This is a genomic window from Pseudomonas sp. UBA6310 (assembly GCF_002438225.1).
Lineage (GTDB): Bacteria > Pseudomonadota > Gammaproteobacteria > Pseudomonadales > Pseudomonadaceae > Pseudomonas_O > Pseudomonas_O kuykendallii.
This window is the reverse complement of sequence record NZ_DJTK01000049.1, coordinates 1-25,438: the sequence shown is the minus strand read 5'-3', so window position 1 is coordinate 25,438 and position 25,438 is coordinate 1. Positions and strand designations below refer to the sequence as shown.

General features: G+C 66.7%; 21 protein-coding genes and 1 pseudogene. 15 read left to right on the top strand and 7 right to left on the bottom strand.

What is annotated here, in order from left to right; translation table 11 throughout:
• A pseudogene (locus B3E91_RS11560) lies at positions 1-913 on the top strand (alpha-2-macroglobulin family protein); the annotation flags it as partial.
• A gap of 63 nt (positions 914-976) precedes the next feature.
• On the opposite strand, the gene B3E91_RS11555 reads toward B3E91_RS11560, so the two are convergent.
• The 5 genes from B3E91_RS11555 to B3E91_RS11535 all read right to left on the bottom strand — a co-directional run bounded on the left by B3E91_RS11555 (position 977) and on the right by B3E91_RS11535 (position 8,369).
• Positions 977-3,043 carry an EAL domain-containing response regulator gene (locus tag B3E91_RS11555; protein ID WP_090223868.1) on the bottom strand — a complete coding sequence of 689 codons (2,067 nt, stop codon included), beginning with the start codon at positions 3,041-3,043 and terminating at the stop codon, positions 977-979.
• 63 nt (positions 3,044-3,106) lie between these two features.
• Positions 3,107-4,918 (bottom strand): molecular chaperone, encoded by a 1,812-nt coding sequence (locus B3E91_RS11550; protein ID WP_287029545.1) that lies wholly within the window; start codon positions 4,916-4,918, stop codon positions 3,107-3,109.
• A 147-nt stretch (positions 4,919-5,065) separates the two neighbouring features.
• Positions 5,066-5,971 (bottom strand): archaetidylserine decarboxylase, encoded by a 906-nt coding sequence (gene asd, locus B3E91_RS11545; RefSeq protein ID WP_287029544.1) that lies wholly within the window; start codon positions 5,969-5,971, stop codon positions 5,066-5,068.
• A gap of 10 nt (positions 5,972-5,981) precedes the next feature.
• Positions 5,982-6,797 carry a thiosulfate sulfurtransferase gene (gene rhdA / locus B3E91_RS11540; protein ID WP_287029543.1) on the bottom strand — a complete coding sequence of 272 codons (816 nt, stop codon included), beginning with the start codon at positions 6,795-6,797 and terminating at the stop codon, positions 5,982-5,984.
• A 45-nt stretch (positions 6,798-6,842) separates the two neighbouring features.
• Entirely contained in the window at positions 6,843-8,369 is a 1,527-nt protein-coding gene (locus tag B3E91_RS11535) for an HDOD domain-containing protein (RefSeq protein ID WP_287029542.1), read from the bottom strand.
• Positions 8,370-8,484: 115 nt separating this feature from the next.
• Between B3E91_RS11535 and motA the strand changes: the two genes are divergently transcribed.
• Entirely contained in the window at positions 8,485-9,336 is an 852-nt protein-coding gene (gene motA / locus B3E91_RS11530; RefSeq protein WP_090223859.1) for a flagellar motor stator protein MotA, read from the top strand.
• A gap of 10 nt (positions 9,337-9,346) precedes the next feature.
• Positions 9,347-10,477, top strand: coding sequence for a flagellar motor protein MotB (gene motB, locus B3E91_RS11525; RefSeq protein ID WP_287029540.1), 1,131 nt, complete (start codon positions 9,347-9,349; stop codon positions 10,475-10,477).
• 35 nt (positions 10,478-10,512) lie between these two features.
• On the opposite strand, the gene rsgA is transcribed toward motB, so the two are convergent.
• On the bottom strand, positions 10,513-11,544 hold the full coding sequence (gene rsgA / locus B3E91_RS11520) for a small ribosomal subunit biogenesis GTPase RsgA (protein ID WP_287029538.1): 1,032 nt from the start codon (positions 11,542-11,544) through the stop codon (positions 10,513-10,515).
• A 126-nt stretch (positions 11,545-11,670) separates the two neighbouring features.
• Here rsgA and B3E91_RS11515 point away from each other — a divergent pair, with 126 nt between their 5' ends.
• Complete coding sequence (locus B3E91_RS11515; protein ID WP_287029536.1) at positions 11,671-12,459, top strand: class I SAM-dependent methyltransferase; 789 nt, start codon at positions 11,671-11,673, stop codon at positions 12,457-12,459.
• A gap of 57 nt (positions 12,460-12,516) precedes the next feature.
• The gene (orn, locus tag B3E91_RS11510) at positions 12,517-13,059 is read left to right on the top strand and encodes an oligoribonuclease (protein WP_090223851.1); all 543 of its coding nucleotides are present in this window, start codon (positions 12,517-12,519) and stop codon (positions 13,057-13,059) included.
• Positions 13,060-13,260: 201 nt separating this feature from the next.
• Here orn and queG read toward each other — a convergent pair whose 3' ends face one another.
• Positions 13,261-14,325, bottom strand: a complete 1,065-nt coding sequence (queG, locus tag B3E91_RS11505; RefSeq protein WP_287029535.1) for a tRNA epoxyqueuosine(34) reductase QueG — start codon at positions 14,323-14,325, stop codon at positions 13,261-13,263.
• Positions 14,326-14,385: 60 nt separating this feature from the next.
• Between queG and B3E91_RS11500 the strand changes: the two genes are divergently transcribed.
• From B3E91_RS11500 to B3E91_RS11455, 10 genes are all read left to right on the top strand, one after another.
• Positions 14,386-15,885, top strand: a complete 1,500-nt coding sequence (locus tag B3E91_RS11500; protein WP_287029534.1) for an NAD(P)H-hydrate dehydratase — start codon at positions 14,386-14,388, stop codon at positions 15,883-15,885.
• Complete coding sequence (gene tsaE / locus B3E91_RS11495; protein ID WP_287029532.1) at positions 15,873-16,340, top strand: tRNA (adenosine(37)-N6)-threonylcarbamoyltransferase complex ATPase subunit type 1 TsaE; 468 nt, start codon at positions 15,873-15,875, stop codon at positions 16,338-16,340. The genes B3E91_RS11500 and tsaE overlap by 13 nt, the downstream gene beginning before the upstream one ends.
• Positions 16,341-16,360: 20 nt before the next feature.
• The gene (locus B3E91_RS11490; RefSeq protein ID WP_090223845.1) at positions 16,361-17,776 is read left to right on the top strand and encodes an N-acetylmuramoyl-L-alanine amidase; all 1,416 of its coding nucleotides are present in this window, start codon (positions 16,361-16,363) and stop codon (positions 17,774-17,776) included.
• Complete coding sequence (gene mutL / locus B3E91_RS11485; RefSeq protein ID WP_287029531.1) at positions 17,773-19,659, top strand: DNA mismatch repair endonuclease MutL; 1,887 nt, start codon at positions 17,773-17,775, stop codon at positions 19,657-19,659. Before B3E91_RS11490 ends, mutL begins: the two co-directional genes overlap by 4 nt.
• A 30-nt stretch (positions 19,660-19,689) precedes the next feature.
• The gene (gene miaA / locus B3E91_RS11480; RefSeq protein WP_287029530.1) at positions 19,690-20,661 is read left to right on the top strand and encodes a tRNA (adenosine(37)-N6)-dimethylallyltransferase MiaA; all 972 of its coding nucleotides are present in this window, start codon (positions 19,690-19,692) and stop codon (positions 20,659-20,661) included.
• Positions 20,662-20,753: 92 nt separating this feature from the next.
• On the top strand, positions 20,754-21,008 hold the full coding sequence (hfq, locus tag B3E91_RS11475; protein WP_090223841.1) for an RNA chaperone Hfq: 255 nt from the start codon (positions 20,754-20,756) through the stop codon (positions 21,006-21,008).
• A 12-nt stretch (positions 21,009-21,020) separates the two neighbouring features.
• On the top strand, positions 21,021-22,322 hold the full coding sequence (hflX, locus tag B3E91_RS11470) for a ribosome rescue GTPase HflX (protein WP_287029529.1): 1,302 nt from the start codon (positions 21,021-21,023) through the stop codon (positions 22,320-22,322).
• Positions 22,323-22,416: 94 nt separating this feature from the next.
• Positions 22,417-23,592 (top strand): FtsH protease activity modulator HflK, encoded by a 1,176-nt coding sequence (gene hflK, locus B3E91_RS11465; RefSeq protein WP_090223838.1) that lies wholly within the window; start codon positions 22,417-22,419, stop codon positions 23,590-23,592.
• Entirely contained in the window at positions 23,592-24,461 is an 870-nt protein-coding gene (hflC, locus tag B3E91_RS11460; protein ID WP_090223836.1) for a protease modulator HflC, read from the top strand. Before hflK ends, hflC begins: the two co-directional genes overlap by 1 nt.
• A 310-nt stretch (positions 24,462-24,771) precedes the next feature.
• Positions 24,772-25,438, top strand: a 667-nt coding sequence (locus tag B3E91_RS11455) for an ATP phosphoribosyltransferase regulatory subunit (protein WP_287029526.1), incomplete at its 3' end; no start/stop codon positions are given.

Below are 25,438 nucleotides of genomic sequence, written 5' to 3'. Positions count from 1 at the left end.
GATGGGCGATGCGCCGCGCGCCGAGCAGGCGCTGCATGCCGGGCTGAGCATCGGCCGCGACCGCAATGCCTGGCTCTCCGACTACGGCAGCCCGCTGCGCGACCAGGCGCTGATCTATGCGCTGCTGGAGGAGCAGGACCTGGTTCCGGCGCAGCGCGACGAGCGCCTGTTCGCCGTGGCCGAGGAACTACGCGCCACGCGCTGGCTGTCGACCCAGGAGCGCAACGCGCTGTTCCTCGCTGGCCGTGGCGTACTCGGCAAGCCGGAGCCGGACTGGAGCGCGCAGTTGCAGGTGGCCGGGCAGAGCCACGCGCTCAACGCCACGCAGCCGGGGCTGAAACTGGACGGCGAGGCACTGGCCGAGCCACTGAGCCTGACCGGCACCGACGGCGTCACGCTGTATCAGCAGTTGAGCGTCTCGGGCTATCCGGCCAGCGAGCCGACGCCGAGCAGCGAGAACCTCAGCATCGAGCGCGATTTCTACGACACCCGTGGCCGGGCGCTGGACCTGGCCGACCTGCGCAGCGGCGATCTGGTGCTGGTGCACCTCTCGATCCGCGCCAAGGAGCGCGTACCCGACGCGCTGGTGGTCGACCTGCTGCCGGCCGGCCTGGAGCTGGAAAACCAGAACCTGGCGCAAAGCTCGGCCAGCCTGGAAGACGCCGGCGGGGCGTTGAAGGAATGGCAGCAGGACATGCAGAACGGCACGATCCGTCACCAGGAATTCCGCGACGACCGCTACGTCGCGGCGCTGGACGTGAACAGCTATGGGCCGACGCACCTGCTCTACCTGGCCCGCGCGGTCACCCCCGGCACCTATCGCGTGCCGCCGCCGCAGGTCGAGTCGATGTACCGCCCGAGCTGGCGCGCGCAGGGTGCGACGCCGTCGAGCCTGGTGGTGAAGGAACGCTGATCGGAAGGGCTCGGGCCAGCCCGCGCTGGCCCGAGGCGTGTTGCGACCCCGCGGGGCGCCGGCTTACTCGTCCGCGGAGAACTCGTAGTCCATCGACTGGCTCGGGCCCTGCAGGTAGTAGCCCTGGATGTAGTTGACCCCGGCCTGCCACAGCGTCGCCAGCACGCTGGCGGTTTCGACGAAGGGCACGATGGTCAGCTTGGCCTGGGAATGCAGGCTCGCGAGCAGGGTCTTCAGCGCTTCCTGGTTTTCTGCCTTGCTCAGGTCCTGGGCGTAGGAGCCGTCCACCTTCACGAAATCGACGTTCAGGTGCTTGAGCGTGTTGAACGGGTTCACGGCGCAGCCGAACTGGCTCAACGCGACCCGGCAATGCAGTTCGGCGAGCCCCTGGGTGAGCGCCTTGGCCTGCTTGAGGTAGTTGATCGCATCCGGCTCGGCGATCTGGAACACCAGGGTGTCGGCCGGCAGGCGCGCGGCCTGCAGTGCCACGCTGAGCCAGGGCAGCAGTGTCTGGTCCTGCAGGCTGGCGAGCGACAGGTGCACGAACAGGCGCGTGCTGTGGCCCTTGCTGCGGTGCTCGGCGAGCAGCTTGATCGAATGCAGGAACACCCAGCGATCGACCTTCTCGGCCAACCCGGCTTCCCGCGCGGCGTTGAGGAACTCCGAGGGCGGGATTTCCTCGCCCTGCGGGTTGAGCAGGCGCAACAGCACCTCGTAATGCTCGTGATTGTCCCCGCGCAGGCTGATGATCGGCTGGAACAGCAGACGGAAACTGTTGTTTTCCAGCGCCTGCCTGAGCATGGCGACGATGTTGCCGCGGTTCGCCGCCGCTGCCAGTTCCTGCGCCGGGTTGTACAGCGCGATGGCGTTGCCGGCGCTCAGCTCGTCGGCGCAGCGGTGCGCGCGATCGATGACTTCCTGGGCTTTCGGGGTCTTCTCGTTGAGGCCGGCGACGCCGATCGACAGGGTGATCTGCACCGTGCGGCCGTTGACCTCGAACAGGTGGCTCTCGACCTTCCTGAGCAGGTCGGCGAGCAGCGGCTGGGCCTGCTCCGGGGTGACGCCCGGCTGCAGCACGCTGAATACGTCGTCGCCGAAGCGCGCCAGTTGCGCATCCGCCGGGAAATGCCCGCGCAGCAGGTTGGCGACGTCGGCGAAGAGCATGTCGAGCTCGGCGATACCCAGGTCGGCGAGCTGCGCGGCGTACTGGTCGATCTTCAGGTAGGCCAGGCTGGTCGGCTGGCCGACGGTGACCGCGCGCTCGGCGGCGCTGTCCATCAGCTCGAGGAAGTAGGTGCGGTTGTACAGGCCGGTCACCAGGTCCTGGCTGCTGATCTCGCGCAGTCGCTCCTCCAGTTCGGCGTTGCCGGTCTCGGTGCGGATCACCACCTGGATGCAGGGTTCGCCGTCATAGGTGGCGGGTGACAGCTCCATGCGCGCCTTGAACTGCAGGCCGTCGGTCTTCACGCCCTGGCAGGTCAGGTGATCCTGGGTCTCGGCGCTGTGATAGTTCTTCAGGAAGTCCTTGAAGCTGGTCTGATCGCAGCCGGCGATCAGGTCGATCATCGGCATGCCTTCGAGGTCTTCGGCATCGTCGTAGCCGAACAGCTGCAAATAGCTGCGGTTGGCGTAGATGTGCATGCCTTCGTGGACGTAGGCGATGGCATCGACCGAGCTTTCCAGCAGCAGCTGGCAGCGCTTCTCGATCTCGCGCAGGGATATCTCGGCGCGGCGGCGCGCGCGGCGTTCCTCGAGGTTGGCCAGCTCGCGGTTGGCGATCAGGATCAGGCGTTCGTCCTGGCCCTGGGGCAGCGCGTCCTGCGCCCCGAGCGCGAGGGCCTCGGTGATGTCGTCGAGGTCATTGCCCTCGAGCAACTGGATGACCGGGATGTCCTTGGCCTGGCGGCGGATCGCGCCGAGTGCTTCGTTGGGGTCGAGGTTCTCGCTGTGCGGCGCACTGATCAGCAGGTCCCAGCTCTGTTGCAGCGCCTCGGCGAGATCGTCGCTGGAGGTGAGCCGATGCACCCGCGTCGCCCGGCCGGAATTGCGGAACAGGCTGACCAGTCGCTCGGCTTCGTTCTGCGAGTCTTCGAGGATCAACAGGCGGATGGTTTTCTTTTCGGTAGCCATGAGCTGTTCTTAGAACCGTGCCGCAAGGGCGCGAGATGGCGACGAAGGTGCAGGCACGGGCATTTACAACGACTTCCAGAGCGAGTCGAAATCTTCCTCGGCCGGCCTGGTCTGGCCTTCGCCGGGTATCGTCGGCTTGTTCTGGTCTTCGCCGGGCTGCTCGACGCTGCGGTATTCGAACTGGCTGAAACTGCCTGTGCTGGTCTGGCGCAGACCCAGCACCGCCTTGTGTTCCTTGCCATTCAGGTTGATCTGCACCTTGCTGCCTTCCTGAAACGGCAGGCGCGGGGTGATCAGGGTCGCGGGGCGGGAGATCGCGCTGATTTCCGGCAGCAGCAGGGCGCGCAGATAGTGGCTGCTCTGCTCGGCGGCCTTGCGCACCAGTTGCAGCCCGCAGGTCTGGGCGTGTGGCGCGACCAGCTCGATGCCCATCTGCGTGCCGCCCCCGCGAACCTGGCGAATCCAGCGCACCACGCCCACGCTCCAGCCCTGCTCCGGGGAGTCCTGCACGCCCAGCAACTCGCCGGCCTGCAACTGCTGCGGAACCTCCTTGGGCCATGCTAGGCAATACCCGCCGGGGCTGTGGTTGACGATCTGCAGGGCGAAGGTCGGGAAGCTTTCGTCGGCGGTGGTGTTGTTGTGCGAGCCCTCTTCTCCGTGCACCGGCTGGTACTGGATTTCCTCGAACGGCATGCCGTTCTCCCAGTCCTGCATCGGCTGCGCATCGAAGGCGTTGGACCACACGTCCGGGCCGCCGGTGGTCGGCTTGAAGGTGGCGAGGGTCACGGATTTCGGGCTTTTCAGGACTTCGGCGAAGGCACGCTTTCCCGAGAGGAAGTAGTGCACGGCGCTCATCCCGAGGCAGAGCGTCAGTGCGCCCTGGCCCGGAATGCGCTGGAAGGTGCGCTCGGAAATGTCGCCCCAGGCCGAGCCCAGGTGTTGCAGCAGGTCGGTGCTGACGCCGTCGGGCACCAGGAGGGGCGACTGATTGCGCTTCTCCGGGGGAAGGGCCAGGTAATCCTTGATGGCGTCCACCAGCGGCGTCGGGTCGATCCCCAGCAGGCGCTGCTGTTCCTGGGCGCTGAACAGCGTCTTGTAGCGGGGCGGCCCATCCAGCTGCGGCGCCACCGCGAACAGGCTGCTCGGCAGGTCGGCGGGCTGCAGCTTGACCAGTTGGCTCCAGGGCTCGAGCACTTCGGCCAGGCGCGCGATGCCGCTCTGACGCATCTGGTTGGCGCGGGCGCAGCCGATCAGCAATCCGACGAGGTACGCCTGCTCGACGCTCAGGGTCTGTGTGTGGCGAGCCAGGGGGTCGCGTACGGTGGTTTTCTGCAGATTATGGTCGCGGGCGATCTGGTAGATCTGGTGCAGCTCCAGCCAGAGGCCTTCCGGCACCGGACAATACAGCTGGCTGGCGCGGATCAGCGGGCCGCAGAGCGCGTGGATCGCGCGTTGCAGGCAGGCGGCGAGCAGTTGCGAACGGTCCTTGGAGTAGCGCGGCACGACGCGCGCGATGATCAGCTTGTAGCCGATCGCCAGATGGTTCTGCAGCGCCTGGCAGAGGTTGGCGACCTTGCGCGGCCGCTCGTCGAGGACGATCGCCTGATTGAGGAAGTGGCGTTCGAGGTGTTGGCAGACGAAGTAGATCTCCGGACGCAGCAGTTCGAGCAGCTGCAGGCGGTTTTCCACCGGAGTGACCAACTGATTGAGCTCGACCAGACACTGATAGAGCTGCCGCGCGGTTTCACCGATGTTGGCTTTCGGCAGGCCGGCGATCCAGCGCTTGAGGTCCTTGGGGGAAGCGTCGCAAAAGGTCAGGCTTTGCTGACTGGGCGTCGGAACACGTAATAACAGGTGGGGACTCTGTTTATCCATGTAAAACCAGTACTCCGACGCTGCGCGGGTAAAAATTAGTGAATTTCCAGAACTTTAGCAGCATCACGACGCGTCCGCAGCCATTCTGACATCACTGCGGCGCCTGCGCCGGTGCTTTCGCTCCGGCGCATTGATTCGCGGCACCTTTCAGAGCGGCGGCAGCGGGTCGCCGGGGGCTGCGTCCAGCGCCGGAGCGGTTTTCGCCTGCGCCAGCGACTGGCCCATGCATACCGGCGTCAGCGCGGCGAGCTGTTCCGCCCAGCTCACCTGTTCCGGTCCGAACAGCAGGATCACGGTGGAGCCCAGCTTGAAGCGGCCCATCTCGGCGCCTTTCTCCAGATGGATCGGTGCGCGCGCAGCCTCGTCGTAGCGCCAGCTGCGCAGGGTTCGCTTCGGCGGCGTGACCAGCCCGGCCCAGACGGTTTCGATGCTCGCGACGATCATCGCGCCGACCAGCACCATCGCCATTGGCCCCCGCTCGGTATCGAACAGGCAGACCACCCGCTCGTTGCGGGCGAAGAGTTCCGGCACGTTCTGCGCGGTGACGGTGTTCACCGAGAAGATCCTGCCGGGAACGTGAACCATCTCGCGCAGGGTGCCGGCCAGCGGCATGTGGATGCGGTGGTAGTCCTTGGGCGACAGATAGATGGTGGCGAACTCGCCGCCCATGAAGGGCGCCGCGCGCTCGGCATCGCCGGCGAGCAGTTCGAGCACGCTGTAGTTGTGGCCCTTGGCCTGGAAGATGCGCCCGCTTTCGATCGGACCGAGCTGGCTGATCGCCCCGTCGACCGGGCAGATGACCGCGTTCGGCGTCGGGTCGAGCGGGCGCGCGCCGTCTTTCAGGGCGCGGGTGAAGAAGGCGTTGAAGTTCTCGTAGGCGGTGGGGTCTTCGACCCGCGCCTGGCTCATGTCGACCTGGAAGTGACGCACGAACGCAGTGATGAAGGCGTTCTTCAACCAGCCGACCCGGCACTCGGCCAGGCAGCCGGCGAGCCGCGAGAGCAGGTGATGCGGGGTGATGTACTGGATGAAGATGAACAGGCGATCTTTCATTGAATTGTCCTTAGCGCTCGACGGGGGTGTCGGGGTGGTTGCCCCATTCCGACCAGGAGCCGGCGTAACCCTTGACCCGCGGGTAGCCCAGCGCCTTGGCCACCAGATAGGTGAAGCCGGAGCGATGGTGGGTCTGGCAGTGGGTGATGATTTCCTTGTCGGGGGTGATCCCCAGCGCAGCGATGCGCTCGCCGATATCCTCGCGGATGCGCAGCGCGCGCGCCGGGTCCATGCCCGCGGTCCATTCGAAGTTGATCGCGCCGGGCACGTGTCCGCCCTTGGCCGCGAGGACTTTCTCACCGCTGTACTCCAGCGGGCCGCGGGCGTCCCAGACGACCAGGTCGTCAGCGCCAAGGCGGCTCTGCAGGTAGTCGCGGCTGGCGGTGGGCTCGTCATGCAGCGCCAGCGGCAGCGGGCCGCCGACCGTAGCCGGAACCTCGGTGCTCAGCGGCAGGCCTTCGCCTAGCCAGGCTGGCAATCCACCGTTGAGGTAGCGGTAATGCCGGTGTCCGATCACGTCGAGCAGCCAGATGAAGCGTCCGGCCCAACCGCCGCCCTCGTCGTCGTAGACCACGTAGACGGCTTCCTCGCGGTGCCCGAGTTCGCCGAACAGACGCTCGAGATCGGCCTGCGGCGGCACCAGGCCAGGCGCCGAAGCCTGGCCCGACTGGGTGCGTTTGGGGTCGACGAAGCGGGCGCCGGGCAGGTGCCCCTCGGCATAGCGCGCGGCGCTGGTCAGGTCGACCAGGATCAGCTCGGGGGCAGAGAGGCGGCTGGCCAGATCGCTGGGCTCTATCACCAGGGGCAGGGTGGAGAACGTGGACATTGCGGACCCTTCGGAAAAGGAAGAGGGCCGATTGTAGCGGAAAGCTCAGTGCCCGCGCCGGGCGAAGCTGGCCAGCGCGCGCTCGATGCATTGCACGGTTTTGCCGAACGCCTGCAGGGTGACGTCGGCGAACGGCAGCCCGTCCTGATCGAACGCCAGCAGCAGGGTGACCTTGCCGTTGTGCGCGATCGAGCGCAGCAGCAGGTGCTCGCCGGGGAACAGGGCTTTCAGGCCGTCCGGAATCAGCGCCGCATACTGGGCGCGGTTCTGCGGATTCAGGCGCAGTTGCCCGGGCGCGCTCACCAGGCGCTGCAGCACCTGGCTGTTTGCAGGGGCGAGGTTCAGCTGGGCGGCGTCCTTCGGCAGGCCGAAGGTCTGCTGGACCGACAGGCGCTGGTGGCTGCGATCGACGAGCAGCAGCATCCCGCGGCGCATGCCGCAGGCCTTAAGGGCGGCGCTGGCGGCGGCCAGCAGTTGCTGGAGGTTGGCGAAGCCGCTCGGCTCGGTGAGCAGTTCGCCGCATCGCTTGCGCCACTCCGCGAGTTGCTCGGCCTTGGGTGGAGCGGCCTGCGCGGGCGCCTGCTGCAGACGGCGTGCCTGCCAGGGCCAGATCAGCGCCTGCGCCGGGTGCCAGAGATCGGCGTCGCAGCGGTGCAGGCGCGCGCTGGTCGCGGCCTGCTGGTGAATCGCCTGCTGCAGCTCATCCAGCGGCATCTGCAGGTAGAGCCCGGCCCAGCGCTGCCAGCGCAGGCTGTGCGGGCTGTCCCAGGCGTCGTGCGCGGACAGCGCCAGGCCGTTGGCCAGCAGCACCGTGTTGGACGGCTGGGTCAACCAGCGGCGCAGCGGCGGGTCGGCGTCGAGCAACTGTTGCTGGTGCAGCGGGTGGGTGTTGTCCCTGGCGATATGCAGCGCCCTGACCAGCAGTCGGCGGTCATTGCCCAGCAGGCGATAGCCCTGGACGATCCACGCCGGCAGCCGCCAGTGTTCGGCCAGCGCCTGGCACAGGCGCACCGCGGGTACGCCGAGCAGGTCGCGTTCGACCTTGCTCGCCGGTTCGTGCTGGCCGAGCACACGCCGCTCCCAGGTGGCGAAGAGTGTCGGGTGCGCCACCAGCAGCGGCCACAGCGGTGAGAGGAACAACAGGCTGCCCCAATGGATTTCCTGCCAGAGCCTGGCCAGGCGCGCGCCGAACAACCCGCTGGCTTGCTGGCTGGCATGCTGGCCGATCAGTTGCATCTGGCGCAGCGACTGGGGAATCTGCCGTTCGTCGACGGCCGGCAGGCGCTGCAACAGCTCCTCGGCGCGCTTGAGGCCCAGCCGGGTGAGGGCCTGCTCGAGGCTTTCCGCCGGCTCGCCCAATGCCCCGGTCCGACGATTCGCCTCGCGCAGCACCGCAAGTGCCAAGGCTGGGCTATCTTCAATCAGGTCGGCGATCTCACGCAGCGATCGCTGGCTGTCGGACAGTGCCAGACTCACCTGGCGATGACGGGCCGCCGGTATTGGCAGGCGAATGTCGTCGAGTTGTTTGAGCCAGCCTTCTAGCGTGCGGGGTACGGGCAATTCGGTCGGCATGGCGGGGTCGACTGGCTTTTAACCGGGAGGGCCTATAGTCTGGCGCAAATTTTCCGATAAATAGAAGGGCTGTTTTGGCAGCTCCCCTTTCTATTCCTCTCAAGCGTTCTCTTTTATGGCAAAAATCATCGGCATCATCGTCGTATTCGCCAGCGTGCTCGGCGGATACGTGCTTTCCCACGGCAAGATCGGCGCGCTCATCCAGCCATTCGAAGTCATGATCATCGGCGGCGCGGCGCTGGGGGCCTTCCTCCAGGCCAACCCCGGCAGCACCTTCATGCATGTGTTCAAGAAGTCGCTGAAGATGTTCGGTTCGCGCTTCAACCACGCCTACTACCTGGAAATCCTCAAGCTGCTCTACGAGATCCTCAACAAGAGTCGCCGCGAGGGGATGATGGCCATCGAAGCCGATGTCGAGGACCCCGCCGCCAGCCCGATCTTCAGCAAGTACCCCGGCATCCTCAAGGACGCCGGAATGACCGCCTACATCTGCGATTACCTGCGCATCATGTCGTCCGGCAACATGGCGCCGCACGAGCTGGAGGGGCTCTTCGACATGGAGCTCGCCAGCATCAAGGAGGAGCTGGAGCATCCGGCCCACGCGGTCAACCGCGTCGCCGATGGCCTGCCGGGTTTCGGTATCGTCGCCGCGGTGCTGGGCATCGTGGTCACCATGGCGCTGCTCGGCGAAGTGGCTCAGGCCGAGCTCGGCACCCACGTCGGCGCGGCGCTGGTCGGCACCTTCCTCGGTATTCTCGCGGCCTACGGCTTCTTCGGCCCGCTCTCGGTCTCGCTGGAACACGATGCCAAGGAAGAGCTGAACGTCTACGAGGCGATCAAGGCAACGCTGGTTTCCTCAGCATCCGGCATGCCGCCGACCCTTGCCGTGGAGTTCGGGCGCAAGGTGCTGTTCCCCGCGCACCGGCCGAGTTTCACCGAGCTCGAACAGGCGATGCGCGGCAGCTGAGGCCTGAACCATGGAAAACAACCAGCCGATCATCGTAAAGCGGGTCAAGAAGATCGCCGGCGGGCACCACGGCGGTGCCTGGAAGATCGCCTTCGCCGACTTCGCGACCGCCATGATGGCGTTCTTCCTGGTGCTCTGGCTGATGTCCTCGGCCACCCCCGAGCAGAAGAAGGCCATCGCCGGCTACTTCCAGGACCCGATCGGCTTCACCGAAAGCGCCAGCCCCTACGTGATCGATCTCGGCGGTACGCCGACGCCGGCGCCGGATCGCACCCTCAACCCGGAAATCCAGGCCCAGCCCGACGGCGATGAGACCCGCATCAGCCCGGACAGCGAAGACCTCAAGCTGCAGGGCGAGCAGACCAAGGACCCGAGCAAGCCCGATCCCGAGACGATCGAGGCGCAGAAGGCGGAAAAACTCGCCGAGCAGGTGGAAAACGAGCGACTCGAACTGCTGCTGCAGGAGCTGCAGAACAAGGTCGACGAAAGCCCCGAGCTGAAGCGCTTCAAGGACCAGATCCTGTTCGAGATCACCCCCAACGGGCTGCGCATCCAGATCCAGGACGCCGCCAACCGGCCGATGTTCGCCTTGGGCAGCGCGCAGTTGCAGCCGTATTTCGAGGACATCCTGCTGAGCATGTCCGACACCATCAAGGCGGTGCCGAACAAGATCAGCATCAGCGGGCATACCGATGCCACGCCCTTCGTCGGTGGTGCGGGCGGGATGGGCAACTGGGAGCTTTCCGCCGGGCGCGCGAACGCCGCGCGCCGTGCGCTGGTGACTGGCGGCTATCCAGAGGAGCAGGTGGCGCGGGTGGTCGGCTACGCCTCGTCGGTGCCTTTCGATCGCGACAATCCGCTGAATCCGGTCAACCGCCGGATCGACATCACCGTGCTGACCAAGAAGGCCGAGCGTGCCATCGAAGGCAGCCAGAGCCCCGTTGGCCAGCCGCCAGCGGATGAGCAAAAGCCTGCCGAGCCTGCGGCCGCTCCTACGCGCGAGCCGGGCATGCCGGTTCCCGCCCCTACGCCGGGCGGAGCACCCGGTGCTTCGAATGCGCCGCCGTCGCCGGGTGTCGCTACGCGGCAGAACGTCTTCGAGCAGGGTGGACTGCGCGTGGAGCGCCGCGCCGATCGGTAAGCCGCCCGCGCCCCTCGATGGGGGCGCCGGTTTTCCTAGAACTCCGCGTCCGGCAGGCTGGCGATGATGTGCCGGTAACTGGCCATCCGCTGTGGCTGGATGCGCCCTTCCTCGAGCGCCTTGAGCAGTGCGCAACCGGGTTCGCGGTCGTGCTTGCAGTCGCGGAAGCGGCAGGTGCCGAGCAGGTCGGCGAACTCGATGAAACCGGCTTCCACATCGTCACGGCTGACATGGCCGAGGCCGAATTCGCGGATGCCGGGGGAATCGATCAACTCGCCGCCGCCGGGGAAGTGGAACAGCCGGGCGGTCGTGGTGGTGTGCGTGCCCTTGCCGGTGACTTCCGAAAGCCCGCCGACGCGGGTGTCGACGCCCGGCAGCAGGCTGTTCACCAGGGATGACTTGCCGACCCCGGACTGCCCGACGAACACGCTGACGTGGCCGTCCAGCCGCGCCTGCAGCGCGTCCATGCCGCCACCTTCGTGGGCGGAAACCTCCATCAGCGGGTAGCCGAGCTGGCGATACACGGCCAGCAGCGCGTTCAGCCGCGGACCGTTCTGTTCATCCACCAGATCGGCCTTGTTCAGCAGCAGCAAGGGCCGGATGCCGGCGTGTTCGGCAGCGATCAGGTAGCGGTCGATCAGGTTGGCGTGGGGCTCCGGCAGCGGGGCGAAGACGATCACGATCAGATCGACGTTGGCCGCCACCGGCTTGAGCTGCCCGCGGCTGTCCGGGCGGCACAACTCGGAATTGCGCGGCAGCTGGGCGACGATCACGCCATTACCCTGATTGCCGGCGCGCCAGACGACGCGGTCGCCAGTGACCAGCGCCGGCAGGTTGGCGCGCAGGTGGCAGCGGAATACCTGGCCGCGGATTTCGCCGTCCACGGCTTCCACCTCGACCTGCACGCCGAAGTGCGCGATCACCAGGCCGGTCTGCTCCGGCCCCAGGTCGCCGCCCTCGAGTTCGTCGAGCGCGCGCGACTCGCGCTTGGCCGCGCGGGCGGCGCGTTCTTCCTGGACTTTCTCGATGCGCCAGCTTTGCCGGCGGTTGAGTTGGCGTTTGGCCATGATCTGCGGTGACTGCTGGATGATTCGGCCGGCGAGTCTAGCATGCAGGCAGTCGCATCACTGGCGCCGCGCGGCGGCTCCATTACACTGCGCCGCCTGCCGAACGAGACGGAAACGGACTCTGGAATGCTGATACGCGAATTGAACGAGCTGGGTCGGCGCGTCCCGCTGCTGCTCGCGCTGCTGCTGCAACTGGTCGCCGCGGCGCTGGTGATGGCGCTGGTGATGCTGGCGGTAAAGGGATTGCACTGGCGACCACCGCTGCTCGGCGCGGCGCTGCTGCAGGGGGCGTTGGCGGCTTCGCTGGGGCGTTGGCTGGGACTCTCGCCGTGGTGGCTGCCGATCAACCTGGCATTCGTTCCGGCGCTGCTCGCGCTGAACGCGGGCGATCTGCCGCGCTGGATGCCGCTGGCCGGCTTCCTGGTCCTGCTGCTGTTGAACTGGAACAGCCTGGGCGAGCGCGTGCCGCTGTACCTCACGGGCCGTCGCGGCGAGCGCGCGCTGAGCGATCTGCTGCGCGAACTGCCCGCGGATTTCGCTTTCATCGACCTCGGCAGCGGCCTCGGCGGCACGCTCGCCCGGCTGGCGCGCGACTACCCGCAGGCGCGCTTCGTCGGGGTCGAGAGCGCGCCGCTGAGCTTTCTCGTGTCCTGGCTGCGCTGCCTGCCGCGGCGCAACTGCCGGATTCGCTACGGCAGCCTGTGGAAGGCCGAGCTGGGCGACTTCGACCTGGTCTACTGTTTCCTCTCGCCGGCGCCGATGCCGCGGCTGTGGGAGAAGGCGCGCGCGCAGATGCGCCGTGGCGCGCGGCTGGTCAGCAACAGCTTCGAGATCCCCGGCGTGCCGGCCGAGCAGGTCATCCCGCTGGACGACTGGCGCGCCTCGCGCCTGCTGGTGTGGCGGCCGAATCGCTGACGGCGCGCGACCCCCGGCGCTTTGGTTAGACTGGCGGCCTGTGCAGAGGAAACCATCATGCAGAACCCGCAAAACCTGATCTGGATCGACCTGGAAATGACCGGCCTCGAACCGGAGACCGACGTCATCATCGAGATGGCCACCATCGTCACCGACAGCGACCTCAACGTGCTCGCCGAAGGTCCGGTGATCGCCGTGCACCAGAGCGACGAGCTCCTCGCCGGCATGGATGAGTGGAACACCCGTACCCACGGCCAGAGCGGCCTGACGCAGCGCGTGCGCGAAAGCACGATCGGCGTGGCCGAGGCGGAGGCGCAGACCATCGCCTTCCTCGAGCAATGGGTGCCGAAGGGCAAATCGCCGATCTGCGGCAACAGCATCGGCCAGGACCGGCGCTTCCTCGCGCGCTACATGCGCAACCTCGAGGGCTACTTCCATTACCGCAACCTGGATGTGTCGACCCTGAAGATTCTCGCCGGGCTCTGGGCGCCGCAGCTCAAGGACGGCTTCCAGAAGCAGGGCACGCACCAGGCGCTGGACGACATCCGCGAGTCGATCGCCGAACTGCGTTACTACCGCGAGCATTTCCTCAAGGTATGAACACGCAAAAAAGCCCGCTCGATGCGGGCTTTTTCATGCCTGTGTTCGCGCTTGCAGCCCACGGCATGATCGGCTTTTGTAGGGTGCGCCCTGCGCACCGCAGCAAATCAGCGGTCTTTGGTGCGCACGGCATGCCCTGCGGCGGGGTGAGCGAGCCTGCATTGCTTTGCGGAGCATCGCGCTATCAAGGGATAAGGTTTCTCACGCCTGGCCGTGGCGCTGCAGGGCCCAGCTGACGTGCTCGCGAACCAGCTCGGATGGATAGTCGCGGCGCGCCTGCAATGCCTCGATCACCGCGATGGTCGTGGGCGCGTTGCCCAGCCCCACCGCCAGGTTGCGCAGCCAGCGCTCGTAGCCGGCGCGGCGCAGCGGCGAGCCTTCGGTGCGGCTGAGGAATTCCTCCTCGCTCCAGCGGAACAGCTCGGCCAGCTCGGCGTTGTCCAGGCCGTGGCGCGGCTGGAAGTCGGGCTGTTCGGTGGGCCGGGCGAAGCGGTTCCACGGGCAGACGATCTGGCAGTCGTCGCAGCCGAACACGCGGTTGCCGATCAACCCGCGCAGGTCTTCGGGAATCGCGCCCTTCAGTTCGATGGTCAGGTAGGAAATGCAGCGGCGCGCGTCCAGCACGTAGGGGCCGACGAAAGCGCCGGTGGGGCAGATGTCCAGGCAGGCGCTGCAGCGGCCGCAGTGCTCGCTGGCGTGCGGCGCATCGACCGGCAGCGGCAGGTCGACGAACAGCTCGCCGAGGAAGAACCAGCTTCCGGCCTTGCGGTTGAGCACCAGGGTGTTCTTGCCGATCCAGCCCAGCCCGGCCTGTTCGGCGATGGCCTTCTCCAGCACCGGCGCGCTGTCGACGAAGGCGCGATGGCCGAACGGCCCGATCTCCGCCTGGATGCGTTCGGCCAGTTGTTGTAGGCGTTTGCGGATCAGCTTGTGGTAGTCGCGGCCCAGTGCATAGCGTGAGACGTAGGCGCTCTGCGGTTCGGCCAGGCGCTGGCTCATGCGCGTGTCGCCGGGCAGGTAGTCCATGCGCAGCGAAACCACCCGCAGCGTGCCCGGCACCAGCTCGTCGGGGCGCGAACGTTTCGTGCCGTGCGCGGCCATATAGTCCATCTCGCCCTGGTAGCCGGCGTCCAGCCAGCGCTGCAGGTGCGCCTCGTGCTCGCTCAGGTCGAGCCCGGCGATGCCGACCTGCTGGAAGCCGAGCTCGCGGCCCCAGTCCTTGATGGACTGCGCGAGCAGGGCGAGATCGGGCGGCGAGCTGGGCATGGCGAGCGGAGAAACCGAGGGGCGAGGTAGGTATAATTCTGCCAGACATTGGAGTTGCACATGCCGCATCCACGCGACGATCTGCCCACCGCCCTGTACAGCGCCGCCCAGGTTCGCGACCTCGACGCCCGCCTGATTGCCGCCGGCACGCCCGGTTTCGAGCTGATGCAGCGCGCCGCCCACGCGGCCTGGCGCGCCCTGCGCCGCCACTGGCCGGAGGCGGGCGCGCTCACCGTGCTGGCCGGTGCCGGCAACAACGCCGGCGACGGCTACCTGGTCGCCGCTCTGGCGCAACGCGCCGGCTGGCGCGCGCAGGTGCTGGCCCTCGGCGAGCCTTCGGCTTTGCGTGGCGACGCCGCGCTCGCCTTTGAGGAGGCGAGGGCGGCCGGCGTGGGCGTCCAGGCCTGCAGCGACTGCCCGCTGTTCGACGGTGTGCTGGTCGATGCGCTGCTCGGCACCGGCGCCCGCGACGCCGTGCGCGAGCCTTACGCGCAGCTGATCCGCCTGGTCAACGCCAGCGGGTTGCCGGTGCTGGCGGTGGACATCCCTTCCGGCCTCTGTGCCGACACCGGGCGCGAACTCGGCGTGGCGATTCGCGCCGACCTCACCGTGACCTTCATCGGCCTCAAGCTCGGCCTGTTCACCGGCAGCGCGCCGGATCGGGTCGGCGAGCTGGTGTTCGACGACCTGCAGGCCGATCCGCTGCAGGTGGCGCACACCGAACGGGCCGCCGAGCGCCTGGCGCCGGGGACGTTGCCGCTGCTGCCGGCGCGTCCCGCCACCGCGCACAAGGGCCAGTTCGGTCACCTGCTGGCGATTGCCGGCGACCACGGCACCGGCGGCGCCGGCCTGCTCACGGCACAGAGCGCGCTGCGCAGCGGCGCCGGCATGGTGTCCCTGGCGACCCGCGGCGCCAACCTGGCGGCGGCGCAGGCACGCTGCCCGGAAATCATGAGCGCGGGCGTGGAGTCGGCCAATCAGCTGGTGGCGCTGGTCGACAAGGCCGATCTGCTGGTGGCCGGCCCGGGCCTCGGGCAGGGCGCCTGGGGCCGCAGCCTGCTCTCGGTCGCCGCTGGCAGCGAGAAACCGCAGGTGTGGGACGCCGACGCGCTGAACCTGCTGGCCGCCGGCGCGGTTTCCCTGCCGGCGCAGGCGGTGATCACGCCGCATCCGGGCGAGGCGGCGCGCCTGCTCGGCTGTTCCATCGCCGACGTGCAGGCCGACCGCCCCGCCGCGGCGAAGGCGTTGACGGAACGCTACCAGGCGGTGGTGGTGCTCAAGGGCGCCGGGAGCCTGGTCGCCGCGCCGGACGGGCGGCTGGCGCTGTGCGACCGTGGCCATCCGGCGATGGCTACGGCAGGGCTCGGCGACGTGCTCGCCGGCCTGGTCGGCGCCTTGTACGCGCAGGGTCTACCCGCATTCGAGGCAGCCTGCCTGGGCGTCTGGCTGCATGCGGCGGCGGGCGAGCGACTGGGGCCGGAGGGGCGTGGGCTGGCGGCCAGCGACCTGATTCCGATCATTCGCAGTCTTCTCGAGGAGCAATCGCCGTGCGTGAAGTGACCCTGTTCGCCGCCGACGAGAATGCGATGTACGCCTTGGGCGCGCGCCTCGCGGAGGTCAGCGAAGGCCGGGGCGTGATCTACCTGCACGGTGACCTGGGCGCCGGCAAGACCACCCTGTCGCGCGGGATCATCCGCGGCCTGGGTCACGCCGGCGCGGTCAAGAGCCCGACCTTCACCCTGGTCGAGCCGTACGAGTTGGGCGAAAAGCGGGTTTTCCACTTCGACCTTTATCGCTTGAGTGATCCCGAAGAGCTTGAATTCCTTGGCATTCGCGATTACTTCGCGGACGATGCACTTTGTCTGGTGGAATGGCCGCAGCGAGGCCGCGGCATTTTGCCAAGGGCGGACCTGGACATTACCATTAGCCCCCAAGGCGCAGGCCGATCCCTGCGTCTGGTGTCACAGGGCGCACGTGGAAATGCCTGGTGCGCGACCCTGGCTGGGGACGTATGAACAACAGAAAGGGGATATCCATGCGCATGCGCGCGCTGTTCGCGGGAATCGGAGTGCTGCTGATCGTCTTGGCTGGCGATGTGCTGGCGGCCTCGGATGTGCGCAGCGTCCGTCTCTGGCGCGCGCCGGACAACACCCGCCTGGTCTTCGATCTCAGCGGGCCGGTGCAGCACAGCGTGTTCACCCTCAGCGCCCCGGATCGCATCGTGGTCGATATCAGCGGCGCGCAGATGACCACCTCGCTGGACAAGCTGGCCCTGGCCAATACGCCGATCAAGGGCGTGCGCGCCGCGCAACGCTCGCCCACCGACCTGCGCCTGGTCATCGACCTGTCGGCGCCGGTCACGCCGAAGAGCTTCACCCTGCCGCCCAACCAGCAGTACGGCGATCGCCTGGTGGTCGACCTCTACGACGAAGGCGCCTCCACCGCGCCCGAGCTGCCGCCGACCACCATCGCCAGCGAGCCGGTCGCGCCCGTCACGCCGGCCAAGCCGAATGCCAAGCTGCCGCCGGTGCCGGGCGGCAAGCGTGACATCATCATCGCCATCGACGCCGGCCACGGCGGCGACGACCCCGGCGCCATCGGTCCGAAAGGCGTTCACGAGAAGGACGTGGTGCTGGAGATCGCCAAGGAGCTGCAGCGCCAGATCAACGCCGAGAAGGGCTACCGCGCCGAGCTGACGCGCACCGGCGACTACTTCATCCCGCTGCGCAAACGCACCGAGATCGCCCGCAAGAAAGGCGCCGACCTGTTCGTGTCCATCCACGCCGACGCAGCGCCCAAGTCGGCGGCGTTCGGCGCCTCGGTGTTCGCCCTGTCCGACCGTGGCGCCACCTCGGAAACCGCGCGCTGGCTGGCCGACACGGAGAACCGCTCGGACCTCATCGGCGGCGCCGGCAGCGTCGCCTTGGACGACAAGGACCGGATGCTCGCCGGCGTGCTGCTGGACCTGTCGATGACCGCGTCGCTGTCCTCCAGCCTCAATGTCGGGCAGAAGGTACTGAGCAACATGGGGCGCATCACCCCGCTGCACAAACGCCGCGTCGAGCAGGCCGGTTTCATGGTGCTGAAGTCGCCGGACATCCCGTCGATCCTGGTGGAGACCGGCTTCATCTCCAACCCCAACGAAGCCAACAAGCTGCAGTCGCGCAGCCATCAGCAGGCGCTGGCGCGCTCGATCCATTCCGGCGTGCGGCAGTTCTTCCAGCAGAATCCGCCGCCAGGCACCTACGTTGCCTGGTTGCGTGATGCCGGCAAGATCGCGGCTGGCCCGCGCGAGCACGTGGTCAGCTCCGGCGAAAGCCTGGCGCTGATCGCCCAGCGCTACGAGGTTGGCCTGAGCGCCCTGCGCAATGCCAACGACCTGAAGAACGACACCATCAAGGTCGGCCAGACCCTGCAGATTCCCGCAACGACGCTGGCCTCGCAGCAATGAGCCAGGCCCAGCGCATCCAGCTGCTCAGCCCGCGGCTGGCGAACCAGATCGCCGCCGGCGAAGTGGTCGAACGACCGGCTTCGGTGATCAAGGAGCTGCTGGAAAACAGCCTAGACGCCGGCGCGCGGCGCATCGACGTCGACGTCGAGCAGGGCGGCATCAAGCTGCTGCGGGTGCGCGACGACGGCGGTGGCATCCCGGCCGACGACCTGCCGCTGGCCCTGGCGCGGCACGCCACCAGCAAGATTCGCGATCTCGAGGACCTGGAGCGGGTCATGAGCCTGGGCTTCCGCGGCGAGGCGCTGGCATCGATCAGCTCGGTGGCGCGACTGACCATGACCTCGCGCACCGCCGATGCCGAGCAGGCCTGGCAGGTGGAAACCGAAGGCCGCGACATGGAGGCCCTGGTGCAGCCCGCGGCGCATCCGGTGGGCACCTCGGTGGAGGTGCGCGACCTGTTCTTCAACACCCCGGCGCGGCGCAAGTTCCTGCGCGCGGAAAAGACCGAATTCGACCATCTGCAGGAAGTCATCAAGCGCCTGGCGCTGGCGCGTTTCGACGTCGCCTTTCACCTGCGGCACAATGGTAAGACCGTGTTCGCCCTGCACGAGGCGCCGGACGAGATCACCCGCGCGCGCCGTGTCGCCTCGGTCTGCGGGCCGGCGTTCCTCGAACAGGCGCTGCCGATCGAGGTCGAGCGCAACGGCCTGCACCTGTGGGGTTGGGTCGGCCTGCCGACGTTCTCGCGCAGTCAGGCGGACTTGCAGTATTTCTACGTCAACGGGCGGATGGTGCGCGACAAACTGGTCGCCCACGCCGTGCGCCAGGCGTACCGCGATGTGCTGTTCAACGGCCGGCATCCGACCTTCGTGCTGTTCCTGGAGGTCGATCCGGCGGTGGTCGACGTCAACGTGCATCCGACCAAGCACGAAGTGCGCTTCCGCGACGGTCGCATGGTCCACGACTTTCTCTACGGCACGCTGCATCGCGCGCTCGGTGACGTGCGCCCGGAAGACCAACTGGCGGGCGCCGTCACCTCTGCGATGCCGGTGCCGAGCGGGCCGCAGGCCGGCGAGTTCGGCCCGCAGGGCGAGATGAGCCTGGCCGCCAGCGTGCTGGAGCGCAGCGCCGCCGACCCGGCCTGGCGTTCTCCTGCAGGAAGCGGCTACAGCGGTGGCTATCAGGCGCCGCGCGGGGATTCGCCGTTGCCGGCCGCGGAGGCGCAGGGCGCCTATCGCGAATACTTCGCCCCGCTCGCCGAGGTGCCGGCGGTGGCGCTGCCGGAAAGCCAGGGCGACATTCCGCCGCTGGGCTATGCCGTCGCCCAGCTCAAGGGCATCTACATCCTCGCCGAGAACGCCCAGGGGCTGGTGGTGGTGGACATGCACGCCGCGCATGAGCGGATCACCTACGAGCGGCTGAAGACCGCGATGGCCAGCGAAGGCCTGCGCGGCCAGCCGCTGCTGGTGCCGGAAAGCATCGCGGTGAGCCAGCGCGAGGCCGATTGCGCCGAGGAGCACGAGGACTGGTTCAGGCGGCTGGGCTTCGAACTGCAGCGTTTCGGCCCGGAAAGCCTGGCGATCCGCCAGATTCCGGTGCTGCTCAAGCAGGCGGAGTCGTCGCAGCTGGTGCGCGACGTGCTCGCCGATCTGCTGGAGTACGGCAGCAGCGATCGCATCCAGGCGCACCTCAACGAGTTGCTCGGCACCATGGCGTGCCACGGCGCGATCCGCGCCAATCGTCGCCTCACGCTGCCCGAGATGAACGGCTTGCTGCGCGACATGGAGCACACCGAGCGCAGCGGGCAGTGCAATCACGGCCGGCCCACCTGGACGCAGATGGGCATGGACGACCTCGACAAGCTGTTCCTGCGCGGCCGCTGACCCGGCGCCGCGATTATTTCCGAGCCCGCCATGTCTCCCTTGCCACCCGCCATCTTTCTCATGGGGCCGACCGCCTCCGGCAAGACCGACCTGGCGCTGGAGCTCGCCCGCGCGCTGCCTTGCGAGCTGATCAGCGTCGATTCCGCGCTGGTCTATCGCGGCATGGACATCGGCACCGCCAAGCCTTCGAAGGCTTTGCTGGCCGAGTTTCCCCATCGGCTGATCGACATCCGCGACCCCGCCGAGGCCTACTCGGCAGCCGATTTCCGCGCCGATGCCCTGGCGGCGATGGCCGAAATCAGTGGGCGCGGCAAGATTCCGCTGCTGGTCGGCGGCACCATGCTGTATTACAAGGCGTTGCTCGAGGGCTTGGCCGACATGCCTGCCGCCGATGCCGCGATACGCGCCGAACTGGAGGCGCGCGCGGCAAGCGAGGGGCTGGAGGCACTGCACCGGCAGTTGGCCGAGGTCGATCCGGTATCGGCGGCGCGCATCCACCGCAATGACCCGCAGCGTGTGACGCGCGCGCTGGAGGTGTACCTGGCGAGCGGCGTGAGCATGACCGAGCACCGTCGCCGGCAGGCTGCGCAAAATCCCGTTCTAGACGCGTCGGGAACGGCGCAATTGCCTTATACTGTGGCGCATCTGGCGATAGCTCCGGCTCAGCGGCACGTCCTGCACGAGCGCATCGCCCGGCGTTTTCTCGGCATGCTGGAACAGGGTTTTGTCGAGGAGGTCGAAGTTCTGCATCGACGAAGTGACTTGCATGCCGGGCTGCCGTCTATACGAGCGGTGGGTTATCGCCAGGCATGGGAACATCTGGACGGCGAACTGACCCGCGATGAGATGACCGAACGCGGCATCATCGCGACGCGTCAGTTGGCCAAGCGACAGTTCACCTGGTTGCGTAGCTGGGCCGATTTGCACTGGATGGACAGCCTGGCCCCGGACAATCTTTCGCAAACCTTGAAATACCTGGAGTCGGTCTCCATATTGGCCTGAGTCCTGCGAATGCCGACTATCCTTGGGGTGGGATGGCACCAGCCATTGTTAGAATTACCAAAGACCTATTGATCCTTAAAGGAGTGCGGCACATGTCAAAAGGGCATTCGCTACAAGACCCTTACCTGAACATCTTACGGAAGGAACGCGTCCCGGTTTCCATCTACCTGGTCAACGGCATCAAGCTGCAGGGCCAGATCGAATCCTTCGACCAGTTCGTCATTCTGCTGAAGAACACCGTCAGCCAAATGGTCTACAAGCACGCGATCTCCACCGTCGTGCCCAGCCGCCCGGTTCGGTTGCCAAGCGCCAGTGAGTCGGAGCAGGCCGAAGCGGGCAACGCCTGATAGGGGGCCGCCTTGTTCTTTGAGCGCCCCGGAGGCGGTGAGCGGGCCATTCTGGTTCACCTGGATGGTCAGGACCCGGAAGCGCGTGAGGATCCTCAGGAATTCCAGGAGCTTGCCCGTTCTGCCGGTGCGGAAACGGTGGCTTTCGTCAGCGTCCCGCGCCATCAGTTCACGGCCAAGTACCTGATCGGCAGTGGCAAGGTCAGCGAACTGCGTGACCGTGTCAGGGCCGAGCAGGTGGAACTGGTGATCTTCAACCACACCCTTACGCCCAGTCAGGAACGCAACCTCGAGCGCGCCTTCGAGTGCCGTGTGCTCGATCGTACCGGGTTGATCCTCGATATCTTCGCGCAGCGTGCACGAACCCACGAAGGGAAGCTGCAGGTCGAACTCGCCCAGCTCGAGCACATGAGCACGCGGCTGGTTCGCGGCTGGACTCACCTCGAACGACAGAAAGGCGGTATCGGTCTGCGTGGTCCGGGTGAAACCCAGCTCGAGACCGACCGTCGCCTCCTGCGCGTGCGCATTCGCCAGATCAGGCAACGCCTGGACAAGGTGCGCAGCCAGCGCGAGCAGGCTCGCCGCGGACGTACGCGGGCGAATATCCCTACCGTTTCCCTGGTCGGCTACACCAACGCCGGCAAGTCCACGCTGTTCAACGCACTGACCACCTCCGAGGTCTATGCCGCCGACCAGCTGTTCGCCACGCTCGACCCCACGCTGCGCCGGCTCGAGCTGGATGACCTGGGGCCGGTGGTGCTGGCCGATACGGTGGGCTTCATTCGCCATTTGCCGCACAAGCTGGTGGAAGCGTTCCGGGCGACGCTGGAGGAGTCGAGCAACTCCGACCTCCTGCTGCACGTCATCGACGCCCACGAGCCCGAGCGCGATGCGCAGATCGAACAGGTAGTCGCCGTTCTCGATGAGATCGGCGCGCGCGAGTTGCCGATGCTGGAGGTCTACAACAAGCTCGACCTGCTCGTGGGGATTGAACCTCAGATTCAGCGCGATGCCGAAGGGAAGCCCCAGCGCGTCTGGGTTTCAGCGCGCGATGGTCTCGGTCTCGAGTTGGTCAAGCAAGCTATCGCGGAATTGTTGGGTGACGACCTGTTCGTCGGCACTCTGTGTCTGCCGCAGAAGTTGGCGCGTTTGCGCGCCCAGTTCTTCGAGTTGGGTGCGGTTCAGAGCGAGGGCCACGACGAGCAGGGCGGAAGCCTTCTGGCCGTGCGTCTGCCGCGTGCCGAACTGAACCGTCTGGTGAGTCGCGCCGGCATGCAGCCTGTGGAATTCATCGAGCAACACACTTTGCAATAAACCCTGGAGGGGTGGCTTTGCCGTTCTTCGCAGGCATTGGTTAGCATGGCGGGCGCACAACGGTGCGTCTTTGCTTTATCAGATGGAGAGCGCTATGGCTTGGAATGAGCCGGGTGGCAATTCGAACAATCAAGACCCCTGGGGCAACAAGCGCCGGGGCGGCGACCGCAAAGGTCCGCCGGATCTCGACGAAGCCTTCCGCAAACTGCAGGACAGCCTGAATGGCATGTTCGGCGGCAAGAAACGCAGTGGCGGGGGAGGCGACTCTTCCGGCGGTGATTCCGGCAAGGGCATGGGCTTCGGCATGATTGCCGTGTTCGTTGCCGTTCTCGCGGCTATCTGGCTGTACAGCGCGATCTACGTCGTTGACGAGCAGGAGCAGGCCGTGGTGCTGCGCTTCGGCAAGTACTACGAAACGGTCGGGCCGGGCCTGAACATCTATTTCCCGCCGTTCGATCGCAAGTTCCAGGAAAACGTCACCCGCGAGCGGGCGTACTCCAAGCAGGGACAGATGCTCACCGAGGACGAGAACATCGTCGAGGTGCCGCTGACCGTGCAGTACAAGATCACCAACCTGCAGGACTTCGTGCTCAACGTCGATCAGCCTGAAATCAGCCTGCAGCACGCCACCGATAGCGCCCTGCGCCATGTCGTCGGTTCCACTGCGATGGACCAGGTGCTCACCGAGGGGCGCGAGCTGATGGCCAGCGAGATTCGCGAGCGTCTGCAGCGTTTCCTCGACACCTACAAGGTCGGCATCACCGTCACCCAGGTCAACGTGCAGAGTGCGGCGGCGCCGCGCGAAGTGCAGGAAGCCTTCGATGACGTGATCCGCGCCCGTGAAGACGAACAGCGCGAGAAGAACCAGGCCGAAGCCTATGCCAACGGCGTGATTCCGGAAGCGCGCGGTCAGGCCCAGCGCCTGCTCGAAGAAGCCAACGGTTATCGCGACGAAGTGGTGGCGCGCGCCCAGGGTGAGGCGCAGCGCTTCACCAAGCTGGTCGCCGAGTACCGCAAGGCGCCCGAGGTCACCCGTGAGCGTCTGTACCTGGACACCATGCAGGAAGTCTTCAGCAACACCAGCAAGGTGCTGGTGACCGGTCAGAAAGGGCAGAACAACCTGCTCTACCTGCCGCTGGACAAGATGATGGAGAAGCAGCGCAGCGGTTCCGCCGCCGCAGGCACTTCGGCTTCCAATGCCGGTCAGGCCGATGCACCTGCCAGCATCGATCTGGGGCAGCGTGACCTGCGTTCGAGGGAGACTCGTTGATGAACAATAAATCGCTGATCGCCCTGATTTTCGGCGTGATCGTGGTGGTCGTCGCCTGGAACAGCCTGTACATCGTTTCGCAGACGGAAAGGGCGGTACTGCTGCAATTCGGCCGTGTGGTCGAGGCCGACCTGCAACCCGGTCTGCACGTGAAAATTCCGCTGGTGAACAAGGTCCGCAAGTTCGATGCACGCCTGCTGACCCTGGACTCGTCCACCTCGCGCTTCCTCACCCTGGAAAAGAAAGCGGTGATGGTCGACGCCTACGCCAAGTGGCGTGTGGCCGATGCCGAGCGCTTCTACACCGCGACTTCCGGATTGAAGCAGATCGCCGACGAGCGTCTGTCGCGCCGGCTTGAGTCCGGCTTGCGTGACCAGTTCGGCAAGCGCACCCTGCACGAGGTGGTGTCCGGCGAGCGCGATGCGCTGATGGCGGATATCACCGCTTCTCTGGATCGCATGGCGCGCAAGGAGCTGGGTATCGAGGTGCTCGACGTACGCGTCAAGGCCATCGATCTGCCGCGTGAAGTCAACCGCAGCGTGTTCGAGCGGATGAGCACCGAGCGTGAGCGGGAAGCGCGCGAGCACCGCGCCAAGGGTCGCGAGCTGGCAGAAGGCATCCGTGCCGACGCCGACCGTCAGCAGCGCGTGCTGTTGGCCGAAGCCTATCGCGAGGCGGAAGAAACGCGCGGTGATGGCGATGCCAAGGCCGCGGCGATCTACTCGGAAGCCTACGCCCAGGATCAGGAGTTCTATGGCTTCTACCGTAGCCTGCGGGCCTACCGCGAGAGTTTCGCCAACAAGAGCGACGTGCTGGTTCTCGACCCGAGCAGCGACTTCTTCCGCTACCTGGAAAAGTCCAAACCGTGAGCCTTTCCGGCGGGCGTCAGTCGCCCGCCGGATGACCCTCGGGGAAAACGTGTTATCATGAGTCAGCCGGGAAATTCCCGGCTTTTTTGCGTCTGCAGCGGACACATGTCAGTCGAGCGACGATCCGAATCGTCCATCATGCGATGAATCGGAGCGTCTTTTTCTGTCCCGCGCCAGGCCGATGCGCCGCGGTAAATGCCTGTTTTTTCCGCATCGCGCATCCCGTCGGGTCGGCCAGCCTTTGCTGGCGAGCGCCCATTAATTCGCTCCACTGTAGGCTGCCGCCCGGTTGAACAAGGGGAAAGGCGAAATGGCAACGGTAGACCGCTGGCTGCTGCCAGATGGCATCGAAGAAGTACTGCCGCCGGAAGCGGCGCTCATCGAAACGGCGCGCCGCCGGGTGCTGGACCTGTTCCAGTGCTGGGGCTACGAATTCGTGGTGACGCCGCACATCGAATATCTCGACTCGCTGCTCACGGGTGCCGCTCAGGACCTCGATCTGCGTACCTTCAAGGTCACCGATCCGCTTTCCGGTCGGCTGATGGGCTTTCGCGCCGACATCACGCCGCAGGTCGCGCGGATGGATGCGCATAGCCTGCGCCGCGAAGGGCCGAGCCGCCTGTGCTACGCCGGCAGCGTGCTGCATGCCAAGCCGCGTGCGCTGACGACCTCGCGCAGCCCGATCCAGCTCGGCGCCGAGCTTTACGGCGACGCCAGTCCGGCGAGCGACGTGGAAGTCATCAGCCTGATGCTCGATACCCTGGCGCTGGCCGAGGTGCCCGACGTACACATGGACCTCGGCCACGTCGGTATCTACCGCGGGCTGGCCAGCGCCGCCGGGCTATCCGGCGAAGCCGAGCAGTGCCTGTTCGACGCGCTGCAGCGCAAGGCGGTCGACGAGGTCGCCGAACTCACCGCAACGCTGTCGCCCACGTTGGCCGGCATGCTGCGCTCGCTGGTCGATCTGTGCGGCGGTC

What these genes read in the sequence shown, in the direction of transcription:
- B3E91_RS11555 (WP_090223868.1), bottom strand. Translation starts at nt 3,043, where the DNA reads ATGGCTACCGAAAAGAAAACCATCCGCCTGTTGATCCTCGAAGACTCG.
- B3E91_RS11550 (WP_287029545.1), bottom strand. Translation starts at nt 4,918, where the DNA reads ATGGATAAACAGAGTCCCCACCTGTTATTACGTGTTCCGACGCCCAGT.
- asd (WP_287029544.1), bottom strand. Translation starts at nt 5,971, where the DNA reads ATGAAAGATCGCCTGTTCATCTTCATCCAGTACATCACCCCGCATCAC.
- rhdA (WP_287029543.1), bottom strand. Translation starts at nt 6,797, where the DNA reads ATGTCCACGTTCTCCACCCTGCCCCTGGTGATAGAGCCCAGCGATCTG.
- B3E91_RS11535 (WP_287029542.1), bottom strand. Translation starts at nt 8,369, where the DNA reads ATGCCGACCGAATTGCCCGTACCCCGCACGCTAGAAGGCTGGCTCAAA.
- motA (WP_090223859.1), top strand. Translation starts at nt 8,485, where the DNA reads ATGGCAAAAATCATCGGCATCATCGTCGTATTCGCCAGCGTGCTCGGC.
- motB (WP_287029540.1), top strand. Translation starts at nt 9,347, where the DNA reads ATGGAAAACAACCAGCCGATCATCGTAAAGCGGGTCAAGAAGATCGCC.
- rsgA (WP_287029538.1), bottom strand. Translation starts at nt 11,544, where the DNA reads ATGGCCAAACGCCAACTCAACCGCCGGCAAAGCTGGCGCATCGAGAAA.
- B3E91_RS11515 (WP_287029536.1), top strand. Translation starts at nt 11,671, where the DNA reads ATGCTGATACGCGAATTGAACGAGCTGGGTCGGCGCGTCCCGCTGCTG.
- orn (WP_090223851.1), top strand. Translation starts at nt 12,517, where the DNA reads ATGCAGAACCCGCAAAACCTGATCTGGATCGACCTGGAAATGACCGGC.
- queG (WP_287029535.1), bottom strand. Translation starts at nt 14,325, where the DNA reads ATGCCCAGCTCGCCGCCCGATCTCGCCCTGCTCGCGCAGTCCATCAAG.
- B3E91_RS11500 (WP_287029534.1), top strand. Translation starts at nt 14,386, where the DNA reads ATGCCGCATCCACGCGACGATCTGCCCACCGCCCTGTACAGCGCCGCC.
- B3E91_RS11490 (WP_090223845.1), top strand. Translation starts at nt 16,361, where the DNA reads ATGCGCATGCGCGCGCTGTTCGCGGGAATCGGAGTGCTGCTGATCGTC.
- mutL (WP_287029531.1), top strand. Translation starts at nt 17,773, where the DNA reads ATGAGCCAGGCCCAGCGCATCCAGCTGCTCAGCCCGCGGCTGGCGAAC.
- miaA (WP_287029530.1), top strand. Translation starts at nt 19,690, where the DNA reads ATGTCTCCCTTGCCACCCGCCATCTTTCTCATGGGGCCGACCGCCTCC.
- hfq (WP_090223841.1), top strand. Translation starts at nt 20,754, where the DNA reads ATGTCAAAAGGGCATTCGCTACAAGACCCTTACCTGAACATCTTACGG.
- hflK (WP_090223838.1), top strand. Translation starts at nt 22,417, where the DNA reads ATGGCTTGGAATGAGCCGGGTGGCAATTCGAACAATCAAGACCCCTGG.
- hflC (WP_090223836.1), top strand. Translation starts at nt 23,592, where the DNA reads ATGAACAATAAATCGCTGATCGCCCTGATTTTCGGCGTGATCGTGGTG.